Source organism: Mesorhizobium sp. M00.F.Ca.ET.216.01.1.1 (assembly GCF_004010325.2).
Taxonomy (GTDB): domain Bacteria; phylum Pseudomonadota; class Alphaproteobacteria; order Rhizobiales; family Rhizobiaceae; genus Mesorhizobium.
Genome location: NZ_SADR02000010.1, coordinates 187532 through 210651, shown reverse-complemented (window position 1 = coordinate 210651; position 23120 = coordinate 187532). Strand labels below are relative to the sequence as shown.

20 protein-coding genes and 1 riboswitch are annotated in these 23120 nt (G+C 63.7%); of the genes, 15 read left to right on the top strand and 5 right to left on the bottom strand.

Annotated features, from left to right (window positions below):
- Positions 1 to 2: 2 nt before the first annotated feature.
- The 5 genes from cobG to EN859_RS15555 all read right to left on the bottom strand — a co-directional run bounded on the left by cobG (position 3) and on the right by EN859_RS15555 (position 7953).
- Positions 3 to 1328 carry a precorrin-3B synthase gene (cobG, locus tag EN859_RS15575; protein WP_127853775.1) on the bottom strand — a complete coding sequence of 442 codons (1326 nt, stop codon included), beginning with the start codon at positions 1326 to 1328 and terminating at the stop codon, positions 3 to 5.
- Positions 1325 to 4996: a cobaltochelatase subunit CobN gene (gene cobN / locus EN859_RS15570; protein WP_127853774.1), complete on the bottom strand. Its 3672-nt coding sequence runs from the start codon at positions 4994 to 4996 to the stop codon at positions 1325 to 1327. Before cobN ends, cobG begins: the two co-directional genes overlap by 4 nt.
- 15 nt (positions 4997 to 5011) lie before the next feature.
- Complete coding sequence (gene cobW / locus EN859_RS15565; protein ID WP_127853773.1) at positions 5012 to 6049, bottom strand: cobalamin biosynthesis protein CobW; 1038 nt, start codon at positions 6047 to 6049, stop codon at positions 5012 to 5014.
- Positions 6046 to 6480 (bottom strand): DUF1636 family protein, encoded by a 435-nt coding sequence (locus EN859_RS15560; protein ID WP_127853772.1) that lies wholly within the window; start codon positions 6478 to 6480, stop codon positions 6046 to 6048. Before EN859_RS15560 ends, cobW begins: the two co-directional genes overlap by 4 nt.
- 37 nt (positions 6481 to 6517) lie before the next feature.
- Positions 6518 to 6724: riboswitch (cobalamin riboswitch) on the bottom strand.
- 29 nt (positions 6725 to 6753) lie between these two features.
- Complete coding sequence (locus EN859_RS15555; protein WP_127853771.1) at positions 6754 to 7953, bottom strand: winged helix-turn-helix domain-containing protein; 1200 nt, start codon at positions 7951 to 7953, stop codon at positions 6754 to 6756.
- A gap of 324 nt (positions 7954 to 8277) precedes the next feature.
- Here EN859_RS15555 and EN859_RS15550 point away from each other — a divergent pair, with 324 nt between their 5' ends.
- The 15 genes from EN859_RS15550 to EN859_RS15480 all read left to right on the top strand — a co-directional run bounded on the left by EN859_RS15550 (position 8278) and on the right by EN859_RS15480 (position 23107).
- Positions 8278 to 8643 (top strand): NADH-quinone oxidoreductase subunit A, encoded by a 366-nt coding sequence (locus EN859_RS15550; protein ID WP_127853770.1) that lies wholly within the window; start codon positions 8278 to 8280, stop codon positions 8641 to 8643.
- Complete coding sequence (locus EN859_RS15545; protein WP_127853769.1) at positions 8634 to 9215, top strand: NADH-quinone oxidoreductase subunit B; 582 nt, start codon at positions 8634 to 8636, stop codon at positions 9213 to 9215. Before EN859_RS15550 ends, EN859_RS15545 begins: the two co-directional genes overlap by 10 nt.
- A 5-nt stretch (positions 9216 to 9220) precedes the next feature.
- Positions 9221 to 9820 (top strand): NADH-quinone oxidoreductase subunit C, encoded by a 600-nt coding sequence (locus EN859_RS15540; RefSeq protein ID WP_127853768.1) that lies wholly within the window; start codon positions 9221 to 9223, stop codon positions 9818 to 9820.
- 17 nt (positions 9821 to 9837) lie between these two features.
- Positions 9838 to 10233: a four helix bundle protein gene (locus EN859_RS15535; RefSeq protein ID WP_127853767.1), complete on the top strand. Its 396-nt coding sequence runs from the start codon at positions 9838 to 9840 to the stop codon at positions 10231 to 10233.
- A gap of 51 nt (positions 10234 to 10284) precedes the next feature.
- Complete coding sequence (locus EN859_RS15530; RefSeq protein WP_127853766.1) at positions 10285 to 11475, top strand: NADH-quinone oxidoreductase subunit D; 1191 nt, start codon at positions 10285 to 10287, stop codon at positions 11473 to 11475.
- The gene (locus tag EN859_RS15525) at positions 11476 to 12768 is read left to right on the top strand and encodes an NADH-quinone oxidoreductase subunit E (RefSeq protein WP_127853765.1); all 1293 of its coding nucleotides are present in this window, start codon (positions 11476 to 11478) and stop codon (positions 12766 to 12768) included.
- Between the two features lie 10 nt (positions 12769 to 12778).
- Positions 12779 to 14083 (top strand): NADH-quinone oxidoreductase subunit NuoF, encoded by a 1305-nt coding sequence (gene nuoF, locus EN859_RS15520; RefSeq protein WP_127853764.1) that lies wholly within the window; start codon positions 12779 to 12781, stop codon positions 14081 to 14083.
- Positions 14084 to 14165: 82 nt separating this feature from the next.
- Entirely contained in the window at positions 14166 to 14867 is a 702-nt protein-coding gene (locus EN859_RS15515; protein ID WP_127853763.1) for an NADH-ubiquinone dehydrogenase, read from the top strand.
- A gap of 74 nt (positions 14868 to 14941) precedes the next feature.
- Positions 14942 to 17023, top strand: a complete 2082-nt coding sequence (gene nuoG, locus EN859_RS15510) for an NADH-quinone oxidoreductase subunit NuoG (RefSeq protein ID WP_127853762.1) — start codon at positions 14942 to 14944, stop codon at positions 17021 to 17023.
- Between the two features lie 2 nt (positions 17024 to 17025).
- Positions 17026 to 18069, top strand: coding sequence for an NADH-quinone oxidoreductase subunit NuoH (gene nuoH, locus EN859_RS15505; protein ID WP_127853761.1), 1044 nt, complete (start codon positions 17026 to 17028; stop codon positions 18067 to 18069).
- The gene (nuoI, locus tag EN859_RS15500; protein ID WP_127853760.1) at positions 18069 to 18560 is read left to right on the top strand and encodes an NADH-quinone oxidoreductase subunit NuoI; all 492 of its coding nucleotides are present in this window, start codon (positions 18069 to 18071) and stop codon (positions 18558 to 18560) included. The genes nuoH and nuoI overlap by 1 nt, the downstream gene beginning before the upstream one ends.
- 127 nt (positions 18561 to 18687) lie before the next feature.
- Positions 18688 to 19308 (top strand): NADH-quinone oxidoreductase subunit J, encoded by a 621-nt coding sequence (locus EN859_RS15495; RefSeq protein ID WP_127853759.1) that lies wholly within the window; start codon positions 18688 to 18690, stop codon positions 19306 to 19308.
- A gap of 1 nt (position 19309) precedes the next feature.
- Positions 19310 to 19618, top strand: coding sequence for an NADH-quinone oxidoreductase subunit NuoK (gene nuoK, locus EN859_RS15490; protein ID WP_023676620.1), 309 nt, complete (start codon positions 19310 to 19312; stop codon positions 19616 to 19618).
- 10 nt (positions 19619 to 19628) lie between these two features.
- Positions 19629 to 21602 (top strand): NADH-quinone oxidoreductase subunit L, encoded by a 1974-nt coding sequence (gene nuoL, locus EN859_RS15485; RefSeq protein WP_127853758.1) that lies wholly within the window; start codon positions 19629 to 19631, stop codon positions 21600 to 21602.
- Positions 21602 to 23107 (top strand): NADH-quinone oxidoreductase subunit M, encoded by a 1506-nt coding sequence (locus EN859_RS15480; protein WP_127853757.1) that lies wholly within the window; start codon positions 21602 to 21604, stop codon positions 23105 to 23107. Before nuoL ends, EN859_RS15480 begins: the two co-directional genes overlap by 1 nt.
- Positions 23108 to 23120: the final 13 nt, after the last annotated feature.

Below are 23120 nucleotides of genomic sequence, written 5' to 3'. Positions count from 1 at the left end.
GCTCATTCCTGTTGGTAAGCTTCGGTGACGCCGGCCGTGCCAAGCCTTGCCAGGCGGGCGACGGCGGTTTCGCCGGGATGTCGTGCGTTGCGGATTGCCGCTGCGACGCGGCCGATGCCGCGCGCGGCGTCATAGCCCGGCCTGTATCCGGCAGGAAGAGCTTTTGCCGTCCCGTTGACGACAAGTCCGGCTCCGTTATCGCCGCCGACCAGGGTCAGCGCCGCCGGGCCGGGATGCGCGCAGCCCTTGGCGCAACCGGAAATGTGCAGCGCAAGCGATGCGTCCAGCAGGTCGCTGCTTTCGGCTGCAATGGTCTCGGCGATATCGCGCGTCGCGATGCGGCCGGAGGCGCAGGCCGGCGCGCCGGGGCAGACGGCGATTCTGAGGCGCGGGTCGGTGGCGTCGGTAACGAAGCCGACGCTGGCTGCGGTATCTCGCAACGAAGCACAGGCGGATGGCGAAAGGCCGAGGCAAAGCAGTGCGCGGCCCGGCGCAAGGCGGATTTCCGTGGCGTCGAGGGCAAGGGCATGTCGGGTGAGTGCGATGAGCTTTTCCGCCGGCATGCTGCCGAATGGCAGGCCGATGCCGAGGGCATAGCGATCCTCGGCGAGAGGCAATAGGCCGATCGGCGACGGAACCGGGTGGGGCGATATTTCAAATCGTTCCGCCACCAAATCCCTTGCACGGGCTTCGATACCCAATTCGGCAATCGCCTGCAGAATACCGATGGTGATGTCGCAGGCCGCATCTTCAGCGACAACCGCAAGCGGTGCGGCACTCCGTGCATCCCCGGCAATAGCTATCCGCCACCGCGTTCCCGCACCGCTCCGCACCGCGGCCAACCGCACATCGGCCGTCACGGCATCCACGCCAAGCCGTCCGCCGCCATCGACAACGACCGAAACCTTCGGACCTAGGCGCTGCGTCAGGCCGGCTTCTTCGACGGCATTCCGAATCTGCTCCGTCAGGGGGCGCGGGTCGGCGATCTCTTGCGGGTCGAGTCCCGCCAGTGGTCCGGTCTCGACCGGCAGGCCGGTGCGGACAGTGATGCCCAGCGCGTCGACCTCCGCCGCAAGCAGCCGCGCGCTGTCCGCAGTGAGGCCCCGGATTTGCAGGCTGCCACGCGCGGTCACTTCCATGATGCCGTTACCGTGCCGCAATGCGGATTCGCAGAGTCCGATCAGGGACTTCGGCGGCAATCCTCCAGAAATCGGGCCTCCAGCAGTTGAGCCTCCAGCGAGCGGGTTGACCCGCACCAGAAGGCCGTCGCCGGTTTGCATGGGCGCGGACAAAGCAGGGCAGGCGCCGCGGCGAGAGAAGGCGCTCATGTTGCCGCCCCATGCGCTTGGGCTTCGGCAATCAATGCCGCCAGGTCGTCGTCGATGGAGTTGCGCAGCGGGTGCCAGAGGCCGCGCCGGCGCGCCGACAGGAAACGCTCGGCGATGACTTTCGCTGCAGCCGGGTTCTCGCGCAGGATGAAGGCGCGAACCACGGGGTCGCCGAGATAGGCGTCGTGCAAGTCTTCGATCAGCGTGCCTGATATGGCATGGGTGGTTTCGGCGAAACCAATCAGCCGGTCGGCCGTCTCGGCGAATTCGGAGGCGCCGCGCGGGCCATGGCGCATCTGGCCGGCGATGAAGCGGGGATTGATGGCACGCGCCCGCACGACGCGGGACACGGCCTCGCCGACCGAGCGCGGCTTTGGCTTTTGCGGGTCCGTGGTGTCGAGCACGATGACATCGGCATTCTTGCCGAGCGCTGCAAGCGCTGCCGAAAAACCGCCGATGAAGGCGACATCGGCGGAACCTTCGAGGATGTCGCGGCCGGGGTCGTCGCCGGTGTGGACGAGGAGGTCGGCCTCGGCGATGCGGCCTTCGAAGGCGCCGGGCGCCGAGACAGCTTCGCCGCCGGCGCCGCCATAGGCATGCGAGGTGGCGTCGAGATAGGCGCGGCCGATCTCTTCCCGCGTGCCCCAGTCGCCGTTCGACAGCAAATCCTCGACGCCGGCGCCATAGGTGCCGGGCGAGGTGCCGAAAATACGCGGGCTGATCTTTCCGTCGGCACGGGTCCTGGCCGCGAGCGGGTTTTCCGAAGCGTCCTCGTCGCGGGCGGCAACAGCATTGGCGGCGGCATCGATCAGCGCGATCTGGGTCGGGAACATGTCGCGGAACAGGCCTGAAATACGCCAGGTAACGTCGACGCGCGGACGGCCGAGCGCTGCCGGCGGCAGCACCTCGATGCCGGTGATGCGGCCGGTGGCAGAATCCCATTGCGGCCGGCAGCCGATCAGCGCCAGGCCTTGCGCGATTTCCTCGCCGCCGGTGCGCAGCGAGGCCGAGCCCCAGAGGTCGATGACCAGCGAACGCGGCCAGTCGCCATGCGTTTGCGTGTAGCTGCGCAATACTTCGTCGGCGGCCGCCCGACCGAGATCGAAGGATGTCGGCGTTGGCATGGTGCGCGGGTCAGCGGTGAACAGATTACGGCCGGTGGGCAGGACATCGCGCCGGCCGCGCGCCGGCGCGCCTGCAGGACCGGCAGCGATATGGCGGCCGTCCAGGGCTGCGAGCAGCGCCGCCTTCTCGGCCGCCGCACTTTGCTCGCGCAACGGATCGGCCTCGCCCTCGGACGAGCGGCCGTAAATATGCAGGCCGTCCTTGATGGCGAAATCCTTCAGGTCGCAAAGCCAGGCGTCGATGCGGCGCAGCGCTTGGTCAGGTGCGTCGGTTCTGGCAACGCCGGCTTCGGATGCGAGGCCGGTTTTTTGTGCGGTCTCGACGATCAGCGTCGCCAGGCGGTCGCGGCGGCGGCGGTCGAGCCCGTCTGCCTGGGCGTATTCGTCGACCAGCCGTTCCAGCCGATGCTGGTTTTCGTCCAGCCCGGCGCTGGTCAGCGGCGGCGGCAGGTGGCCAAGCGTGACGGCGGCGATGCGCCGCTTGGCCTGCGCTGCCTCACCGGGGTTGGAGACAATGAAGGGATAGATCACAGGCAGTGAGCCAGTGACGATCTCGGGAAAGCAGTTTTCGCTGAGCGCAACGGTCTTGCCTGGCAGCCATTCCAGTGTGCCGTGCGCGCCAACATGGACAAGGGCATGGACGCCGAGTGACCTGCGCAGCCACAGGCCGAAGGCGATCAGCGCATGGCGCGGCGGCAATGTCGGGTCGTGGTAGTCGGCGCGGCGGTCGGCCGAGCGCCCGCGATCCGGCGCCAGCGCCACGGTGACGTTGCCGAAGGTCGCAGCGCAGAAGGGGAACTTCGCAGACGCAGGCGCTTGAATACCCCCCTCTGTCCTGCCGGACATCTCCCCCTCAAGGGGGGAGATTGGCAGCTCCGGCGCTCCGTCCGCCCCTACAACGTTGGAGATTGGCGAAGGCAGAGATGAGGGCGCAATCTCCCCCCTTGAGGGGGAGATGTCCGGCAGGACAGAGGGGGGTGCCTCGCGCAACTCTATCTCGTCTTCTGCCTTACCCCATGCGGCCTTAACCGCATTTATAGCCGCCGTCGGCAATTCAGTTGCGAAGGAGAGGTAGTCGTCTAGGTTCAATCTGTGCCCGCCGGCCTCCAGCGCATCCAGCAACTCACGAGCCGACTGGGGAATCCCTTCAACGGCGTAGCCGTGTTCTCTCAGGTCGCGCAGCATGGCGAGCACGCTCGACGGCGCGTCGAGACCGACGGCATAGCCGGTGCGGCCGGGCGCGCTCGGATAGTCGGGGATCAGGATGGCGAGCTTGCGCTTCGCGCGCGGCGTCTGCTGCAGGCGGATGAAGGCCTCGATGCGGTTTGCCACCTGCGCCACACGGTCGGGCTCTGGCCGGTTGGCGAAGGCGCGGAAGGCCAGCGCCGGGTCGGTCTCGATTTCCCCCTTGAAGGAAATCGCACCGGCGAGGATACGGCCGTCGAGTTCGGGCAAGACGACATGCATGGCGAGGTCGGCGGGCGCCAGCCCGCGCTGGTTGTTCTGCCAGATGTCGTGACGGGTCGTCGCGACGATGACCTGGAACACCGGCACGCCGGCGCGGTCGAACAGGGTTTCGATGCCGGGTTCGGCGCCGGAGGCGAAGGCGGTTGCGGTGATGATCGCCGCCGGCTTGAGCGATGCAAGCGCGGTTTCGACGAAGGCCAAAGAGGCTGGGTCTTTGAGGCTGGAGACGAAGATGGGGACTGGGGCCATGCCGCGCTCTTTGAGCGCCTCGACCAGCGCATCGATGGGCGCGACATCGGCAGCAAGCAGCATCGAGCGGTAGAACAGGATGGGGATGACGGGGGCGACCTCTCCCTCCCCCTTGAGGGGAGGGTGGCCCGCAGGGCCGGGTGGGGTCGCCGCGGCAGTGCTTGACGTCTCTTTCTGTTGGCGCTTCTGTTGGCGCGCCTCAGAGAGGACCCCACCCCCGGCCTGCAGCCGGACCCTTCCCTCGAGGGGGAGGGGTAGATCGCGCTCGACCACTCCGCGCCGGGGCTCGTAGTATCCGGCTTTAGGTACGACAACTGGCTCGGCGACAGCCGCTTCCGCCCCCGCCAGCCGCGCCAGCCGATGCACCAGCGCCGTCATATTCGCCGGGCCGCCTTCGCGGAAATAGTCGAGCAGGCCGTCCAACTCCTCTCTCGGCAGCGTCGAGCATTCGATCAGCCGCAGATCCTCGTCGCGGCATTCGCCGGGCAGCAGCGCCAGTTTTATGCCGCGGGCCCGGGCGGTCGAGGCAAGCTGGTCGCAGCCATAACGCCACCAGTCATAGCCGCCGAGAATGCGGACCAAGATGACCTTGGCGTGCCGGGCGACGCTGTCGATCCAGAGGTCGACCGACATCGGATGGCGCAGGTCGCGCAGCGCCGCCAGCCGCATCGATGGCAACCGATCCGCGTCGGTCTTCCACGCTGCCGCCAGCCCGGCCAGGTCGCTGTCGGTTAAGGACAGCGCCACGACATCCGCCGGTGTTTGCCGCAGATCGACCGGCTCGGCGAGATCGTCGAGCGAGGCGGATGTTGTGGTGAGGATGTGCATCGCTTCGTGCTTGCGTCAGCCGGCCAGGATACGTTCGATCGCCGGGCGGTTCAGCCCCTTGAGGCCGATGACGACGAGGCGGGAGCGGCGGTCGTCTTCAGCGGTCCAGGCTCGGTCGTAATAGTGATTGACGCGCGGCCCGACGGCTTGCAGCAAGAGCCGCATCGGCTTGCCGCCGACCTCGACGAAACCCTTGACGCGCAACACGTTTTCTTCCTCCGCCGCGGTGGCGACGCGCAAAGCCAGTTCATCCGGATTGGCGATCGACGGGATGTCGATGACAAACGAATCGAAGTCGTCATGCTCATGATCGAGCTCGTCGTCATGGTGGGTCTTGCGGTTCTCGATGTCGTCCTCGACGGCGAGACCGAGACCGAGCAGCACCGATGGATCGATCTTGCCGTGCGATGTCGGCACGATCTTCACCGCAGGCGCGACATGTGCGCCGATGACGGCGTTGGCGCGGGCCGAGCCAACGGCGTCCATCAGGTCGCTCTTCGACAGAATGATCAGATCGGCACAGGCGAGCTGATCCTCGAACACCTCCTCGACCGGATCATCATGCTCGAGCGTCATATCTCCAGCGCGCTGCGCCTGCAGAGCGTCCATGTCGGAGGCAACGCGGCCGTCTGCGAGCGCCGGTCCATCGACTACGGCGATGACGCTGTCGACCGTCACCCGGCTTTTGACCGACGGCCACTGGAAGGCCTGGACCAGCGGCTTGGGCAGGGCAAGGCCGGAGGTTTCGATCAGGATATGGTCGACCTTCGGCGTACGCGACAGGATCTGGTCCAGCGCCGGGACAAAGTCGTCGGCGACTGTGCAGCAGATGCAGCCATTGGCCAGTTCGACAATGTTCTCCTCCGGGCAAGAATCGATGCCGCATCCCCTGAGGATCTCACCGTCGATGCCGATATCGCCGAACTCGTTGACGATGATGGCCAGCCGCTTGTCATGAGCGTTCTCGAGCAGATGGCGGATCAGCGTCGTCTTGCCGGCGCCGAGGAAACCGGTGACGACAGTGCAAGGAACGCGCGAGACGGAAGCGGTCATGTCAAGTCCTTCAAGAGGTCGAGGGGAGGGATGCGGGCAACCAGGCCGCGCTTCAGGCAATCGGGGCGGCCGCGCCATGGAATGAGACCGTCCGTCGAGGTGGCGAAAAGTCTTGCGCCGGTGACGAGGTCGGCGCCGCTTGTGGCGGTCAGGTCGCCGAAGACGTAGCTCCAGCAGCCATCGCGCAGGATCGCGGCGCTGAGCCGGCGCTTGCAGTTGCCGAGGCAGTCGACAGCGCGGATGCGGATATCTTCGCCCCATGCGGCGCGGCGTGTGTCATCAGCGAGAAGTTCGCCGGCGCGGGGATGCGCATCCGAACCGGTCTCGTCGCGGCAGGAGGCGCAGACGATCACGGTGACGCCGTCAAAAGCGTCGCCATGGCCGGACAATACGTCCGCTGTCTCAGCCGAAGAACTGCTGTTGCGCTCCAAATCAGGCTCCTTGCCCGGAAAACCCGCCAGGCGATCGGATTCTTATGTCCTAGACGGCAGGTCTCCTGGCTCGCGGGTCATCGCCTCGGTGCCGCCTTCCCAGGAACATCCCAGTGGTTTTCGGCCCAGGCTCGTCGCTTACAGTTGCGGGGACAGCCGCGGATTTGAAATCTTGCGATCTCGCACCGCATTCCCTCTTGGCTCCTCCCTTTGCCGAGAGGAGACCGTCTGAGCGGGATTTAGGCTTGTGGAGGCAGTTGTGTCAACGCACGTCTACGACGCCGCGATGTCGACAAGTGCAGGCCCCAGATCGCCGGCCGGCGTCACTTCGATGCGCTCCAGGCCGAGCCAGCCCCGCATCAGCTTCAACTCCTCGAAGAGTTCGGCGGCGGTTTCGGCCGGGGCGGCGGGCTCTGCATAGGCGGCATGGACGCGCAACACTCCGGTGGGGCGGTCGGCCTTGAGGTCGACGCGCGCCACGATCCTGTCGCCGAGCAGGAACGGCAGCACATAGTAGCCGTACTGGCGCTTTTCAGCCGGCGTGTAGATCTCGATGCGATAGCGGAAGTTGAAAAGCCTTTCTGTGCGCGCCCGTTCGAAGACGACGGGATCGAACGGGGCGAACAGGGCGCGCGCCTCGATCCTGCGCGGAAAACGGGCGTCCTTGTGGAGGTAGGCGGGTTTGTCCCAGCCTTCGACACGCACCGGCAAAAGCTCGCCTGCCTCGACCAGTTCCTCGATGCGCCCCTTGATGTCGGCGGGCGAGAGCCGGAAATAGTCGCGCAGGTCGCCCGCTGTCGCTACGCCGTGGGCGCGGGCGGAGATGCGCAGCAATTCGCGGTGTGCATCTTCAGGCGACGGTACCGGCAGGCCAAGTATTGCCCGTGGCAGCACGCGTTCCGGCAGATCGTAAAGCCGCTCGAAGCCGCGGCGCGAGGCCGTGGTGATGCGGCCGGCCCAGAACAGCCATTCGAAGGCGTACTTGGCGTCGCTCCAGCCCCACCAGCCGCCAGAGCCTTTCTGGCCTTCGAGAGCTGATGCGGCGATCGGGCCCCGGTCGATGACCTCGCGGTAGATGTCTTCGATGTAGATGGTGTGCTCGCGCCCCCATTTCGCCAACCCGTTATACATTTCGTTGCCGCGCTCTGCCCGCTCCATGCGCCAGCGCATCAGCGGATAGGTCTCGACCGGCAGGAAGGAGGCTTCGTGCGCCCAATATTCGAAGACCATGCGCTTGCGCGTCGCGGCGGCGTCATCGAGCAGAGACAGCCTGTAGGGGCCAAGCCGTGAATAGAGCGGCATGTAATGGGCGCGCACCACTGCGCTGACGGAATCGATCTGCAGCAGCCCGGTACGGGCCAGCACCCGGGCCAGATGGCGGCGACCGGGCGTGCCATTGGGACGGGGATCGGTAAAACCCTGGGCGGCGAGTGCAACGCGCCGGGCCGTGGCGAGCGAGATTTTTTCCTTCATGCGGGCGGGACCCTGGCGGTGTTCGGACCAATGATTCCGCGCCATGCTAACAGGGTTTTGGCGGGATCTATGTCAGGAGAGAAAAGAGGAGTAGAAGGTGAAGGAAATCAAACAGGAGCGGATCGGACCAGTTTTTCCTGATATGCCGTCCGGCACTGCATTTTGAACAAGGTTTGACTTGCTTCGCCGAAAGCGCTGCGCTAACCCTCGCCGCGTTGCAGCATAGGCCCCCCTAAAACGCTTCAGCGGTTAATCTGTCACGCTTCCGCAAGTGGGTCCGGTGCTGTAATCAAAGTGGATTGGCCGCCAACGGAAAGCCGCAGCATGAACGCACTTTTGAGTTCGTACCTGCCTATCGTCCTCTTCATCGCCGTCGCGCTGGTCGTCGGCCTGGCGCTGCTTGCGGCGCCGTTCCTGGTGGCCTACCGCAACCCCGATCCGGAAAAGCTTTCCGCCTATGAATGCGGTTTCAACTCGTTCGACGACGCCCGCATGAAGTTCGACATCCGCTTCTATCTGGTGTCGATCCTGTTCATCATCTTCGATCTGGAGGTGGCCTTCCTGTTTCCGTGGGCTGTGTCCTTCAGCAAGATCGGCATGCTCGGTTTCTGGTCGATGATGGTGTTTTTGGCGGTGCTGACCATCGGCTTTGCCTATGAATGGAAAAAAGGAGCGCTGGAATGGGATTGAACGACAGTTCCGGCACGCTCGTCGCGCCGAAGCCCAAGGGGTTGATAGACCCGAACACCGGCAGGCCGGTTGGGTCCGACGACCCGTTCTTCCTGGAGATCAATGACGAGCTCGCCGACAAGGGTTTTCTCGTCACCTCCACCGAGGCGCTGATCACCTGGGCCCGCAGCGGCTCGCTGATGTTCATGACCTTCGGTCTTGCCTGCTGCGCAGTCGAGATGATCCACACCTCGATGCCGCGCTACGATAGCGAGCGCTTCGGCGTCGCGCCGCGTGCCTCGCCGCGTCAGTCCGACATCATGATCGTCGCCGGCACGCTGACCAACAAGATGGCGCCGGCCCTGCGCAAGGTCTACGACCAGATGCCGGAGCCGCGCTACGTCATCTCGATGGGTTCCTGTGCCAATGGCGGCGGCTACTATCACTATTCCTATTCGGTAGTGCGCGGCTGCGACCGCATCGTACCGGTCGATATCTATGTGCCCGGCTGCCCGCCAAGCGCGGAAGCGCTGCTCTACGGCATTCTTCTGCTGCAGAAGAAGATCCGCCGCACCGGCACGATCGAACGGTGAGCGGCATGAGCCAGTCGTTGAATGAACTCTCGGCCTATCTGGACGAGAAGCTGTGCGGCCGGATCGGCGATGCCGTGCTTGCCTATGGCGAGCTTACCCTTTCTGTCGAGCCGCACGACCTGATCGAGGTGGTGACCTTCCTGCGCGATGACGTGCGCTGCCAGTTCATCTCGATCATCGACGTCTGCGGCGCCGACTACCCGTCGCGGGCAAAGCGCTTCGACGTCGTCTATCATCTGTTGTCGCCGAAGCAGAATTTTCGCATCCGCATCAAGGTCCAGGCAGACGAAGAGATATTGGTGCCGTCGATCACCGGTGTTTATCCCGGCGCCGACTGGTTCGAACGCGAGACCTATGATCTCTATGGCGTGCTGTTCTCGGGCCATCCCGATCTGCGGCGCATTCTGACCGACTATGGCTTCGAAGGCCATCCGCTGCGCAAGGACTTTCCGCTGACCGGCTTCGTCGAGGTGCGCTACGACGACGAGGCCAAGCGCGTCATCTACGAGCCGGTGGAATTGAAGCAGGAATTCCGCAATTTCGATTTTTTGTCCCCGTGGGAAGGTACGGATTACGTGCTGCCGGGCGACGAAAAAGCGAAATAGTGAATAGTGAATAGTGAATGGAAAGGCGGGATGAGACGTCTGGGAAAATCAACGACTATCGGGACCTGAATGTATGGAAAGACTCGATGGAATTGGCTGCAGACATCTACCTCGCGACGAAGGCATTCCCGCGAGAGGAAATGTTCGGCATGACATCTCAGATGCGGCGAGCGGCATCCTCGATCCCGGCAAACATCGCCGAGGGTTTCGGACGCGGTCAGCGAAAGCCGTTCGTTCAGTTTCTCCGTGTCGCGCAGGGTTCGCTGAAAGAATTGGGAACCCATACACTTCTTTCGATGCGCATAGGGCTGTTGGACGAGAAGAGTGCAGGACTGTTGTCTGTGAGATTCGAAAAATTGGGAAAGATGATGCGTTCGTTCATTCGATCCCTGGAGGTCGGGGCAGGCCAATGACCATTCACCATTCACCATTCACCATTCACTTGGTGCGCGAGCGGCACGCTCATGGCTGAAACCTCCGTCCGCAATTTCAACATCAATTTCGGCCCGCAGCATCCGGCGGCGCACGGCGTGCTACGTCTCGTGCTGGAACTGGATGGCGAAGTCGTCGATCGCGTCGACCCGCATATCGGGCTGTTGCACCGCGGCACGGAAAAGCTGATCGAGGCCAAGACCTACCTGCAGGCGGTGCCTTATCTCGACCGGCTCGATTATTGCGCGCCGATGAACCAGGAACATGCCTTTGCGCTGGCCGCCGAGCGGCTGCTTGGCATCGAGGTGCCGAAACGTGGGCAGTTGATCCGCGTGCTCTATTCCGAGCTCGGCCGCATCATGTCGCACATCCTCAATGTGACGACGCAGGCGCTGGACGTTGGCGCGCTGACCCCGCCTCTGTGGGGCTTCGTCGAGCGCGAAAAGCTGATGGTGTTCTACGAGCGCGCCAGCGGTTCGCGCATGCATGCGGCCTATTTCCGCCCCGGTGGCGTGCATCAGGACCTGCCGCAGAAGCTGGTCGAGGACATCGGCAAGTGGATCGATCCGTTCCTGAAGTCGATCGACGACCTCGACGCGCTGCTGACCGGCAACCGCATCTTCAAGCAGCGCAATGTCGACATCGGCACCGTCTCGCTGGCCGACGCCTGGGCCTGGGGCTTTTCGGGCGTCATGGTGCGCGGTTCGGGTGTTGCCTGGGACCTGCGCAAGTCGCAGCCTTACGAATGCTATGCCGAGATGGATTTCGACATTCCGGTCGGCAAGAACGGCGACTGCTTCGACCGTTATCTCGTGCGCATGGAAGAGATGCGACAGTCCGCCAGGATCATGCGCCAATGTGTCGACCTGCTGCTTGGCAAGGAAGGCAGTGGGCCGGTGTCGAACCTCGACGGCAAGGTGGTGCCGCCGAAGCGCGCGGCGATGAAGCGCTCGATGGAAGCGCTGATCCATCACTTCAAGCTCTACACCGAGGGCTACCGCGTGCCGGCCGGCGAGGTCTATGCGGCGGTCGAGGCGCCGAAAGGCGAGTTCGGCGTCTATCTGGTCTCCGACGGCACCAACAAGCCCTATCGCTGCAAGCTGCGCGCGCCCGGCTTCGCGCATCTGCAGGCGATGGACTTTCTCTGCCGCGGCCACATGCTGGCCGACGTCACTGCCGTTCTCGGCTCCCTCGACATCGTGTTTGGTGAGGTCGATCGCTAAATGTCAGTCCGCCGTCTCGCAGAAGCCAGCGTCCAGCCAGCCTCCTTCGCCTTCAACCGGGCGAATGCGGCTGCGGCGAAGCAATGGATCAAGAAATATCCCAAGGGCCGCGAGCATTCCGCGATCATCCCGCTGCTGATGCTGGCGCAGGAACAGGAAGGTTGGGTGACCAAGGCGGCGATCGAGACGATCTCCGACATGCTCGGCATGCCCTACATCAGAGGGCTCGAGGTCGCCACCTTCTACACGCAGTATCAGCTTAATCCCGTAGGCACCCGGGCGCATATCCAGGTCTGCGGCACCACACCCTGCATGCTGCGCGGCTCGGAAGCATTGATGGATGTGTGCCGCTCCAAGATCCATCACGACCAGTTCCACACCAATGACAAGGGCACGCTGTCGTGGGAGGAGGTCGAGTGTCTCGGCGCCTGCGTCAACGCGCCGATGGTGATGATCTTCAAGGACACGTACGAGGACCTGACGCCGGAACGGCTTGCGGAGATCGTCGACCTCTATGATGCCGACAGGGGCGCGCAGGTGAAGCCGGGGCCGCAGAATGGCCGCATCACCTCCGAACCGCTCACGGGTCTTACGACGCTGAGGAGCGAAAAGGCGATCCTCAAGTCGACCCGCGACAAGGAAGCCAAGGCGGCGACCAAGGCCGCCAAGGCGGCGCCGGAGGCAATAGTCGCCACGGTCGTGCAACAGCCCGCCGCCGCCCCTGTTGCGCCGTCGAAGGCGAGCAAGCCGAAGACCGATGCGCCCGAAACCAGCCCGGCGCTGAAGTCGCCTTCGCCGGTCAAGGTCGCACCAGCCGCGGAAAAGGCAGCGAGCGTCACGGCGCCGCTACACTCGGCCGCCAATGCCAACAAGGCCTCGCCGGAAGTCGAGAAAGTTTCGAAACAACGCAGCGGACCGAAGACCAAGGCCGAGCCAGCGGCGGCCTTCAAATCGCCGGAAGCCAAGGTGCCAGCGGCGAAAGCTGTCGCCAAGCCGGCCAAGCCATCGCTCGAGGACAAGAACCGTCCGGCCGGCATCGAAAAACCGGCGCTGGTCGACGATCTCAAGCTGATCTCGGGCGTCGGCCCGAAAATCGAGGGCATCCTGCATTCGCTGGGCATCTACACCTTCGCGCAGGTCGCTTCGTGGAAGAAGGCCGAGCGCGAGTGGGTCGATGCCTATCTGAGCTTCCACGGCCGCATCGAGCGCGACGATTGGGTCAGGCAGGCCAAGGCGCTGGCCAAGGGCGGTGTTGCCGAATACATCCGCGTCTTCGGCAAGAAGCCGGTCTGAGGGACGAACGATGCTTGAGGACAGAGACCGCATCTTCAACAATATCTACGGCCGTTTCGACAAGTCGCTGGCCGGCGCCATGGCGCGTGGCGCCTGGGACAACACGCCCGGCATCATCGCCAAGGGGCGCGAGTGGATCGTCAACGAGATGAAGGCCAGCGGCCTGCGCGGACGCGGCGGCGCCGGCTTCCCGACCGGGCTGAAATGGTCGTTCATGCCCAAGCAGAGCGACGGCCGGCCGAGCTATCTGGTCGTCAATGCCGACGAATCCGAGCCCGGCACATGCAAGGACCGCGACATATTGCGCCATGACCCGCATACGCTGGTCGAGGGTTCGCTGATCGCCGGCTTCGCCATGGGCGCAGTCGCCGCCTACATCTACGTGCGCGGCGAGTTCGTCCGCGAGCGCGAGGCGCTGCAGCGCGCCATCGACGAGGCCTATGAGGCCAAGCTGATCGGCAAGAACAACACTTCGGGCTACGACTTCGACATCTACATGCATCATGGCGCCGGCGCCTATATCTGCGGCGAGGAAACGGCGCTGCTCGAAAGCCTCGAAGGCAAGAAGGGCCAGCCGCGGCTGAAGCCGCCATTCCCGGCCAATGTCGGCCTCTATGGCTGTCCGACGACGGTCAACAATGTCGAATCAATCGCCGTGGCGCCGACCATCCTGCGTCGTGGTGCTGCCTGGTTTTCGTCCTTCGGCCGGCCCAACAATTCCGGCACCAAGCTGTTCTGCATCTCCGGCCACGTCAACAATCCCTGCACCGTCGAAGAGGCGATGTCGATCCCGTTCCGCGAACTGATCGAGACGCATTGCGGCGGCGTTCGCGGCGGCTGGGACAATCTGCTCGCGGTCATCCCGGGCGGCGCTTCAGTGCCGCTGGTGCCGGCGGAGCAGATCATCGACGCACCGATGGATTTCGATGGGCTGCGCGACCTCAAGTCGGGCCTTGGCACGGCGGCTGTCATCGTCATGGACAAATCGACCGATATCGTGAAAGCGATCGCGCGGCTTTCCTACTTCTACAAGCATGAGAGCTGCGGCCAGTGCACCCCGTGCCGCGAAGGCACCGGCTGGATGTGGCGGGTGATGGAGCGGCTGGTACGCGGCGAAGCGCAGAAGCGCGAGATCGACATGCTGCTCGACGTGACCAAGCAGGTCGAAGGCCACACGATCTGCGCGCTGGGCGATGCGGCGGCGTGGCCGATCCAGGGCCTGATGCGGCATTTCCGCGGCGAGGTGGAGCGGCGCATCGACGAGTTTTCGCGCAATGCGCATCGGGTTGAGCCGGTGATGGTGGCGGCGGAATAGAGAAGAATTCGAAATGCGGGCGAATGCCCGAAATGAGGAAGCAGGCTCGGGGCATACGGAAGAAACGACCAGGAGACTACCTATGTCGCTATTTTCGCTACCCGATCATTTGACGCCCGATTTGGACCAGTTCGAGAAGATGAACAGGGATTTGACCAGGATGATGCCGAAGGAGATGGCGAGCGCCGTCAACCTTCTGGCGCATCCAGTCGCCGGTGCGGCGGCGATGTCGGCGCTCGGTATCGGGCTTGCCAATCACGCCTTCGGCGTCTGGATGGGGGCGCTCTCCGGCGCGGCCGAAGCCTCGCAACGGCTTTTCCAGCCGATCGTCGAGGATTTCGAGGCAAGGACGGAACGCTTTTCGGAAACCACGAAAAGCTCCTCGACGAAGGCGCGCGCGGCGACCAGGACCTTGATCGCCGAGGCGCAGACCTTCGCCAACGACGTGACCGATATCGCCGCGCACACGGCCGACGAGGCGCAGGGCGCAATCGATGCCGACGCTGTTGTAAGCGACGCGGCGACCGGGCTGATGCCGGAGGATTTCAGGCAGCCCAAGGCCGTGGACCGGCCGGCAAGGCCGGCAGACCTCAAGGCGATATCGGGCATCGGGCCGAAGCTGGAAAAGGTGCTGAACGGCTTGGGCATCTGGACGTACGGCCAGATCGCGGCGTGGACGCCCGAAGAGATCGCCTGGGTTGAGGATTACCTTTCGTTGAAGGGCCGTATCGGTCGCGACGACTGGATCAGTCAGGCGGCGGCGCTGGCCGAGGCTAAACATTGAATTCGATGTCGTGCGCGGTTTCGGCTGCGCCCGGAAGTAAAGATTGCGGAACGTCCGCAGGGGTTTGAGGCGACATGGCAAAGCTCAAGGTCGACGGGAAAGAGATCACTGTACCCGACCATTACACGCTGCTGCAGGCGGCCGAGGACGCCGGCGCGGAAGTGCCGCGCTTCTGCTTCCATGAGCGGCTGTCGATCGCCGGCAATTGCCGCATGTGCCTGATCGAGGTGAAGGGTGGGCCGCCCAAGCCGCAGGCGTCCTGTGCCATGGGTGTGCGCGACCTGCGTCCCGGCCCGAATGGCGAGCCGCCGGAAATCTTCACCAACACGCCGATGGTCAAGAAGGCCAGGGAAGGCGTGATGGAATTCCTACTGATCAACCACCCGCTCGATTGCCCGATCTGCGACCAGGGCGGCGAATGCGACCTGCAGGATCAGGCGATGGCTTTCGGCGTCGATTCCTCGCGCTATCACGAGAACAAGCGGGCGGTCGAAGACAAGTATATCGGGCCGCTGGTCAAGACGGTGATGAACCGCTGCATCCATTGCACGCGCTGCGTCCGCTTCACCACGGAGGTTGCCGGCATTTCCGAACTCGGCCTGATCGGCCGCGGCGAGGACGCCGAGATCACCACCTATCTCGAAAGCGCGATGACCTCGGAATTGCAGGGCAACGTCATCGACCTTTGCCCGGTCGGCGCACTGACCTCCAAACCCTACGCGTTCCAGGCGCGGCCATGGGAACTGACCAAGACCGAGTCCATCGACGTGATGGACGCCGTCGGCTCGGCGATCCGCGTCGATAGCCGAGGCCGCGAAGTGATGCGCATCCTGCCACGCGTCAACGAGGCGGTGAACGAGGAGTGGATTTCCGACAAGACCCGCTTCATCTGGGACGGGCTGCGCACCCAGCGCCTTGACCGGCCCTATGTGCGTAAGAATGGCAAGCTGGTGCCGGCTAGCTGGGCCGAAGCTTTTTCGGCGATCAAGGAGCAGGTGTCGCAGACGGCACCGGAAAAAATCGGTGCCATTGCCGGCGATCTCGCCGCCGTCGAGGAAATCTTCGCGCTGAAGCTGCTGATGGCCTCGCTCGGCTCCAAGAACACCGATTGCCGCCAGGATGGTGCTGCGCTTGATCCGTCGCTCGGCCGGGCAAGCTATATCTTCAATCCGACCATCGAGGGCATCGAGCAGGCCGACGCGGTGCTGATCATCGGCGCCAATCCGCGCTTCGAGGCATCTGTGCTCAACACCCGCATCCGCAAGGCCTGGCGGGGCGGCAAGCTGCCGATCGCCGTCATCGGCGATGTCGGCGATACGCGCTACGAATACGAACAGCTGGGCGCCGGTCCGGAATCGCTGAAGGATCTGGCCGACGGCAACGGCAAGTTCTTCCAGGTGCTGAAGAACGCAACGCATCCGCTGATCATCGTTGGCCAGGGCGCATTGGCGCGGCCGGATGGTGCGGCTGTGCTCGGCCAGGCGGCGAAGCTCGCCGTCGCCGTCAATGCCGCCCGGGCCGACTGGAACGGTTTTGCCGTGCTGCACACCGCGGCGGCACGCGTCGGCGGCCTCGATGTCGGCTTCGTGCCCGGCGCGGGCGGCAAGAACGTCGCCGGCATGCTGGGCGAGATGGACGTGCTATTCCTGCTCGGCGCCGACGAAATCGACATGGCAAAGACCGGGGGCGCTTTCGTCGTCTATATCGGCACGCATGGCGACCAGGGCGCACACCGCGCCAACGTCATCTTGCCGGGCGCCGCCTACACCGAAAAGTCGGGCACCTTTATCAACACCGAGGGGCGCGTGCAGCAGACGAACCGCGCCGGCTTCGCGCCCGGTGAGGCGCGCGAGGACTGGGCGATCCTCAGGGCGCTTTCGGATGTGCTGGGCAACAAGCTGCCGTTCGATTCGCTGCCGCAGCTTCGCGCCAAGCTTTACGCAGAATATCCGCATCTTGCCCGCATCGACCAGGTCGCGGCAGGCAACGCCGATGACATCGCCAGGGTGGCGAAGCTCGGCGGGCGGCTGAACAAGGGCGCCTTCACCTCGCCGGTGAAGGATTTCTACCTGACCAATCCGATCGCGCGGGCGTCGGCGGTGATGGCGGAATGCTCGGCGCTGGCGAAAAACGGCTTCAAGCAGGCGGCGGAGTAGACATGGACACCTTCTTCTCCTTCTACGTGCTGCCGGCGCTGCTGATCCTGTTGAAGTCGGTCGTGCTGATCGTCGTGCTTCTGATCTTCGTCGCCTATGTGCTTTACGCGGACCGCAAGATCTGGGCGGCGGTGCAGTTGCGTCGCGGCCCGAATGTTGTCGGCCCATGGGGCACGCTGCAGGCTTTCGCCGACCTGTTGAAGTTCGTATTCAAGGAACCGGTGATTCCGTCCGGCGCCAACAAGGGCGTGTTCCTGCTGGCGCCTTTGGTGTCGGCGGTGCTGGCGATCTCGGCCTGGGCGGTTATCCCGGTCAACCAGGGCTGGGCCATCGCCAACGTCAATGTCGGCATCCTCTATGTCTTCGCCATCTCCTCGCTCGAGGTCTACGGCGTGATCATGGGCGGCTGGGCGTCCAATTCGAAATATCCGTTCCTCGGCGCGCTGCGCTCGGCCGCGCAAATGGTGTCCTACGAGGTCTCGATCGGCTTCGTCATCGTCACCGTGCTGCTTTGCGTCGGCTCGCTCAACCTGTCCGACATCGTCTTGTCGCAGCAGGACGGGCTCGGCACACGGCTCGGCCTGCCCAACACCTTCCTCGACTGGCACTGGCTGTCGCTGTTCCCGATGTTCATCGTTTTCTTCATCTCGGCGCTGGCCGAGACGAACCGGCCGCCCTTCGACCTGGTGGAAGCCGAATCGGAACTCGTCGCCGGCCACATGGTCGAATATTCGTCGACGCCGTTCCTGCTGTTCTTCCTCGGCGAATATGTCGCCGTCGTCTTGATGTGCGCGCTGGCCACCATATTGTTCCTTGGCGGCTGGCTGCCGCCCTTCGATTTCGCGCCCTTCACCTGGGTGCCAGGGCTGATCTGGTTCGTGCTCAAGGTCTGCCTGGTGTTCTTCATGTTCTCCATGGTGAAGGCGTTCGTGCCGCGCTACCGCTACGACCAGCTGATGCGGCTCGGCTGGAAAGTCTTCCTGCCGATCTCGCTGTTCATGGTGGTCGCGACCGCCGCCTTCCTCAAGATCACAGGGTTCGCGTGATGTCCGCTCTTTCCCAGGCCGCAAAATCCCTGCTGCTGCAGGATTTCGTCAGCGCCTTCTTCCTGTCGATGCGCCAGTTCTTCGCGCCGAAGGAGACGATCAACTATCCGCACGAAAAGGGGCCGACCAGCCCGCGCTTTCGCGGCGAGCACGCACTGCGCCGCTATCCGAACGGCGAGGAACGCTGCATCGCCTGCAAGCTGTGCGAGGCGATCTGCCCGGCGCAGGCGATCACCATCGAGGCCGGCCCGCGCCGCAATGACGGCACGCGCCGCACCGTGCGCTACGACATTGACATGGTGAAGTGCATTTATTGCGGCTACTGCCAGGAAGCTTGCCCGGTCGACGCCATCGTCGAGGGGCCGAATTTCGAATTCGCGACGGAAACGCGCGAGGAGCTCTACTACGACAAGGAGAGACTGTTGGCGAATGGCGACCGCTGGGAGCGCGAGCTGGCGCGCAACATTGCGCTCGATGCGCCGTACCGCTGACATTTGACGCATGGACGGGGCGAGGGGCCTCGTTTAAGGAAAACGCGGCTTCGGCGCCGGAGGCGGAACGAAGCCACAGAGAACGGACAGGGCGAGACGCCGGTCCGACAGGAACCCGGGGGAACCCATGCTGAGTGGACTAGAGGCGGTCTTTTTCTACCTCTTCGCCTTTGTCGCGGTGGCGTCGGCGTTCATGGTCATTTCGTCGCGCAACCCCGTGCATTCGGTGCTGTTCCTGATCCTGACCTTCTTCAACGCTGCCGGCCTGTTCATGCTGACTGGCGCCGAGTTCCTGGCGGTGATCCTGCTTGTCGTCTATGTCGGCGCGGTGCTGGTGCTGTTCCTGTTCGTGGTTATGATGCTCGACGTCGACTTTGCCGAGATGAAGGAAGGCGCCCTGCAATATGCGCCGATCGGCGCGCTGGTCGGGCTGATCTTGGCAGCGGAGCTGATCGTCGTGCTTGGCGGCTATACATTCTCGCCGCAACTGGCTGCGACGGTTTCGAAGCCCATCCCGGATCTTGCCGTACGCTCGAACACGGCAGCGCTCGGCGACATCCTCTACACCGACTACCTCTACTACTTCCAGATTGCAGGCCTCGTGCTGCTGGTCGCCATGATCGGCGCCATCGTGCTGACGCTGCGCCACAAGCCGGGAGTCAAGCGGCAGTCGATCGCCGCCCAGGTCGGCCGTACCGCGGCGACCGGGGTGGAAATCCGCAAGGTCAAGACGGGCGAAGGAATCTAAGATGGTCGTCGGCATTGCACATTACCTGACCGTATCGGCGATCCTGTTCACGCTCGGTGTGTTCGGCATCTTCCTGAACCGCAGGAACGTCATCGTCATCCTGATGTCGATCGAGCTGATCCTGCTTGCCGTGAACATCAATTTCGTCGCCTTCTCGGCGGCACTCGGCGACCTCGTCGGCCAGGTGTTCGCGCTGTTCGTGCTGACGGTGGCGGCGGCAGAGGCGGCGATCGGTCTCGCCATTCTCGTCGTTTTCTTTCGCAACCGCGGTTCGATAGCGGTCGAAGACGTGAACATGATGAAGGGTTGACAGGGCACTCATGTATCAAGCGATCGTCTTCCTTCCGCTGCTCGGCTTCCTGATCGTCGGCCTGTTCGGCACTTCGCTCGGCGCCAAGGCGTCCGAATACATCACCTCCGGCTTCGTGGTAATCGCGGCGGTTCTGTCGTGGGTCGCCTTCTTCTCCGTCGGCTTCGGCGACGGCGAGGTGTTCACTGTGCCGGTGCTGCGCTGGATCCAGTCGGGCGGTCTTGAGGCATCGTGGGCACTCCGGATCGACACGCTGACCGTGGTCATGCTCGTGGTGGTCAACACGGTGTCGGCGCTAGTCCACATCTACTCGATCGGCTACATGCACCACGACCCGGACCGGCCGCGGTTCTTCGCCTATCTGTCGCTGTTCACCTTCGCCATGCTGATGCTGGTGACGGCGGATAATCTGGTGCAGATGTACTTCGGCTGGGAAGGCGTCGGTCTCGCCTCCTACCTGCTGATCGGCTTCTGGTACAAGAAGCCGTCGGCAAATGCCGCCGCGATCAAGGCCTTCATCGTCAACCGCGTCGGCGATTTTGGCTTCGCGCTCGGCATCTTCGGCGTCTTCGTGCTGTTCGGGTCGGTCAATCTCGGCACCATCTTCGCCAATGCAGCGACGTTCATTCCGGCCGAAGGCGCGGCCGAGGGCGCAGCGGTGCTGACCTTCCTCGGCTATGTGCTCGACAAGCAGTCGGCGATGACCGTTGTCTGCCTGCTGCTGTTCATGGGCGCCATGGGCAAGTCGGCGCAGGTGCCGTTGCACACCTGGCTGCCGGACGCCATGGAAGGCCCGACGCCGGTCTCCGCGCTGATCCATGCTGCGACCATGGTGACGGCCGGGGTGTTCATGCTGGCGAGGCTGTCGCCTCTGTTCGAGGTGTCGCAATCGGCGCTGACGGTGGTGACATTCATCGGCGCCTTTACCGCCTTCTTCGCGGCGACCGTCGGCCTGGTTCAGAACGACATCAAGCGCGTCATCGCCTATTCGACCTGCTCGCAGCTCGGCTACATGTTCGTGGCGCTCGGCGTCGGTGCCTATGGCGCGGCGATCTTCCACCTGTTCACGCACGCCTTCTTCAAGGCGCTGCTGTTCCTAGGCTCCGGCTCGGTCATCCACGCGGTCTCGGACGAGCAGGACATGCGCAACATGGGCGGTCTGAGGACGCTCATTCCGAAAACCTACTGGATGATGGTGATCGGCACGCTGGCGCTGACCGGCGTCGGCATTCCGGTGACAATCATCGGCACCGCCGGCTTCTTCTCCAAGGATGCGATCATCGAAGCCGCCTTTGCCAGCCACAATTCGGTCGCCGCCACCGCCTTCGTGCTGCTGGTCGTCGCCGCCTGTTTCACCAGCTTCTATTCCTGGCGCCTGATCTTCATGACTTTCCACGGCCAGCCGCGGGCGAGCCATGAAGTCATGCACCATGTCCATGAATCGCCGCCGGTCATGCTGGTGCCGCTGTTCATCCTGGCCGCGGGAGCGCTGTTCGCAGGCGTGATCTTCCACGGCGCCTTCATCGGCGAGGGCTATGCCGAGTTCTGGAAGGCGTCGCTGTTCACGCTGCCGGAAAACCGCATCCTGCATGAAATCCACGAACTGCCGCTGTGGGTGGAACTGGCGCCGTTCATCGCCATGCTGATCGGCTTTGCGATTGCCTGGCAATTCTATATCCGCGCGCCGGAAATGCCGAGGAATCTGGCGGCGCATCATCGCGGCCTCTACGCGTTCCTGCTCAACAAGTGGTATTTCGACGAGCTCTACGACTTCCTGTTCGTGCGGCCGGCCAAACGCCTTGGCCGCTTCCTGTGGAAGACAGGCGACGGCGCAATCATCGACGGTCTCGGGCCGGACGGCGTTTCGGCGCGCGTCGTCGATGTCACCAACCGCGTCGTCAAGCTGCAGACCGGCTACCTCTACCACTATGCCTTCGCCATGCTGATCGGCGTTGCCGCACTCGTCACCTGGATGATGCTCTGATGACCGACTGGCCAATCCTCTCGCTGGTCACCTTCCTGCCGCTGGTTGGTGTGCTGCTCATTCTGCTGATCAACGACGACAGCGAGAATGCACGCCGCAACATTCGCGCCATCGCGCTGTTGACGACGACGTTCACTTTCGTGATTTCGCTGTTCATCTGGACCGGCTTCGACAATTCCCAGCCCGGCTTCCAGTTCGTCGAGAAGTTTGCCTGGCTGGATTCCGGCATCTCCTACCATATGGGCGTCGACGGCATCTCGATGCTATTCGTTATCCTGACTACCTTCCTGATGCCGCTCTGCATCCTGGCTTCCTGGGAATCGATCGAAAAGCGCGTCAAGGCCTACATGATCGCCTTCCTGCTGCTCGAAACGCTGATGATTGGCGTCTTCTGCGCGCTGGACATCGTACTGTTCTACGTCTTCTTCGAGGCGGGCCTGATCCCGATGTTCATCATCATCGGCGTGTGGGGCGGCAAGCGGCGCGTCTACGCTTCGTTCAAGTTCTTCCTCTATACGCTGGCCGGCTCGGTGCTGATGCTGCTCGCCGTCATGGCGATGTTCTTCCAGTCCGGCACCACCGACATCCCGACGCTTTTGACGCACAGCTTCCCGGCCAGCATGCAGACCTGGCTGTGGCTCGCCTTCTTCGCGTCCTTCGCCGTCAAGATGCCGATGTGGCCGGTGCACACCTGGCTGCCCGACGCCCATGTCGAGGCGCCGACGGCCGGTTCGGTGATCCTAGCCGCCATCCTGCTGAAGATGGGCGGATACGGGTTCCTGCGTTTTTCGCTGCCGATGTTTCCGATCGCCTCCGAGATGTTCGCGCCGCTGATCTTCTCGCTGTCCGTCGTCGCCATCATCTACACCTCGCTGGTGGCGCTGATGCAGGAGGACATGAAGAAGCTGATCGCCTATTCGTCGGTCGCCCATATGGGCTTCGTCACCATGGGCATCTTCGCGATGAACCAGGAAGGCGTGCAAGGCGCGATCTTCCAGATGCTGTCGCACGGCTTGGTTTCCGGCGCACTGTTCCTCTGCGTCGGCGTCGTCTACGACCGCATGCACACGCGCGACATCGATGCCTATGGCGGGCTGGTCAACAACATGCCGAAATACGCGACCGCGTTCATGATTTTCACCATGGCCAATGTCGGCCTGCCGGGCACCAGCGGCTTCGTCGGCGAGTTCCTGACCATGCTCGGCGTGTTCCGGGTCAACACCTGGGTGGCGTTCTTCGCTGCCACTGGAGTCATCCTGTCGGCTGCCTATGCGCTATGGCTCTACCGCCGGGTGATCTTCGGCGCGCTGACCAAGGAGAGCCTGAAGGGCCTGCTTGACCTGTCGGCGCGCGAGAAGGTGATCATCTATCCGCTTGTCGCACTCGTTATCTTCTTCGGCGTCTACCCGGCGCCGGTCTTCGACGCGACGGCCGAATCGGTCAAGGCGCTCGTCACCAATGTCACCGCATCCATCGGCGCCGCGCAGACCGCGGCGGCGAACTGACTGGGGTTTGCGA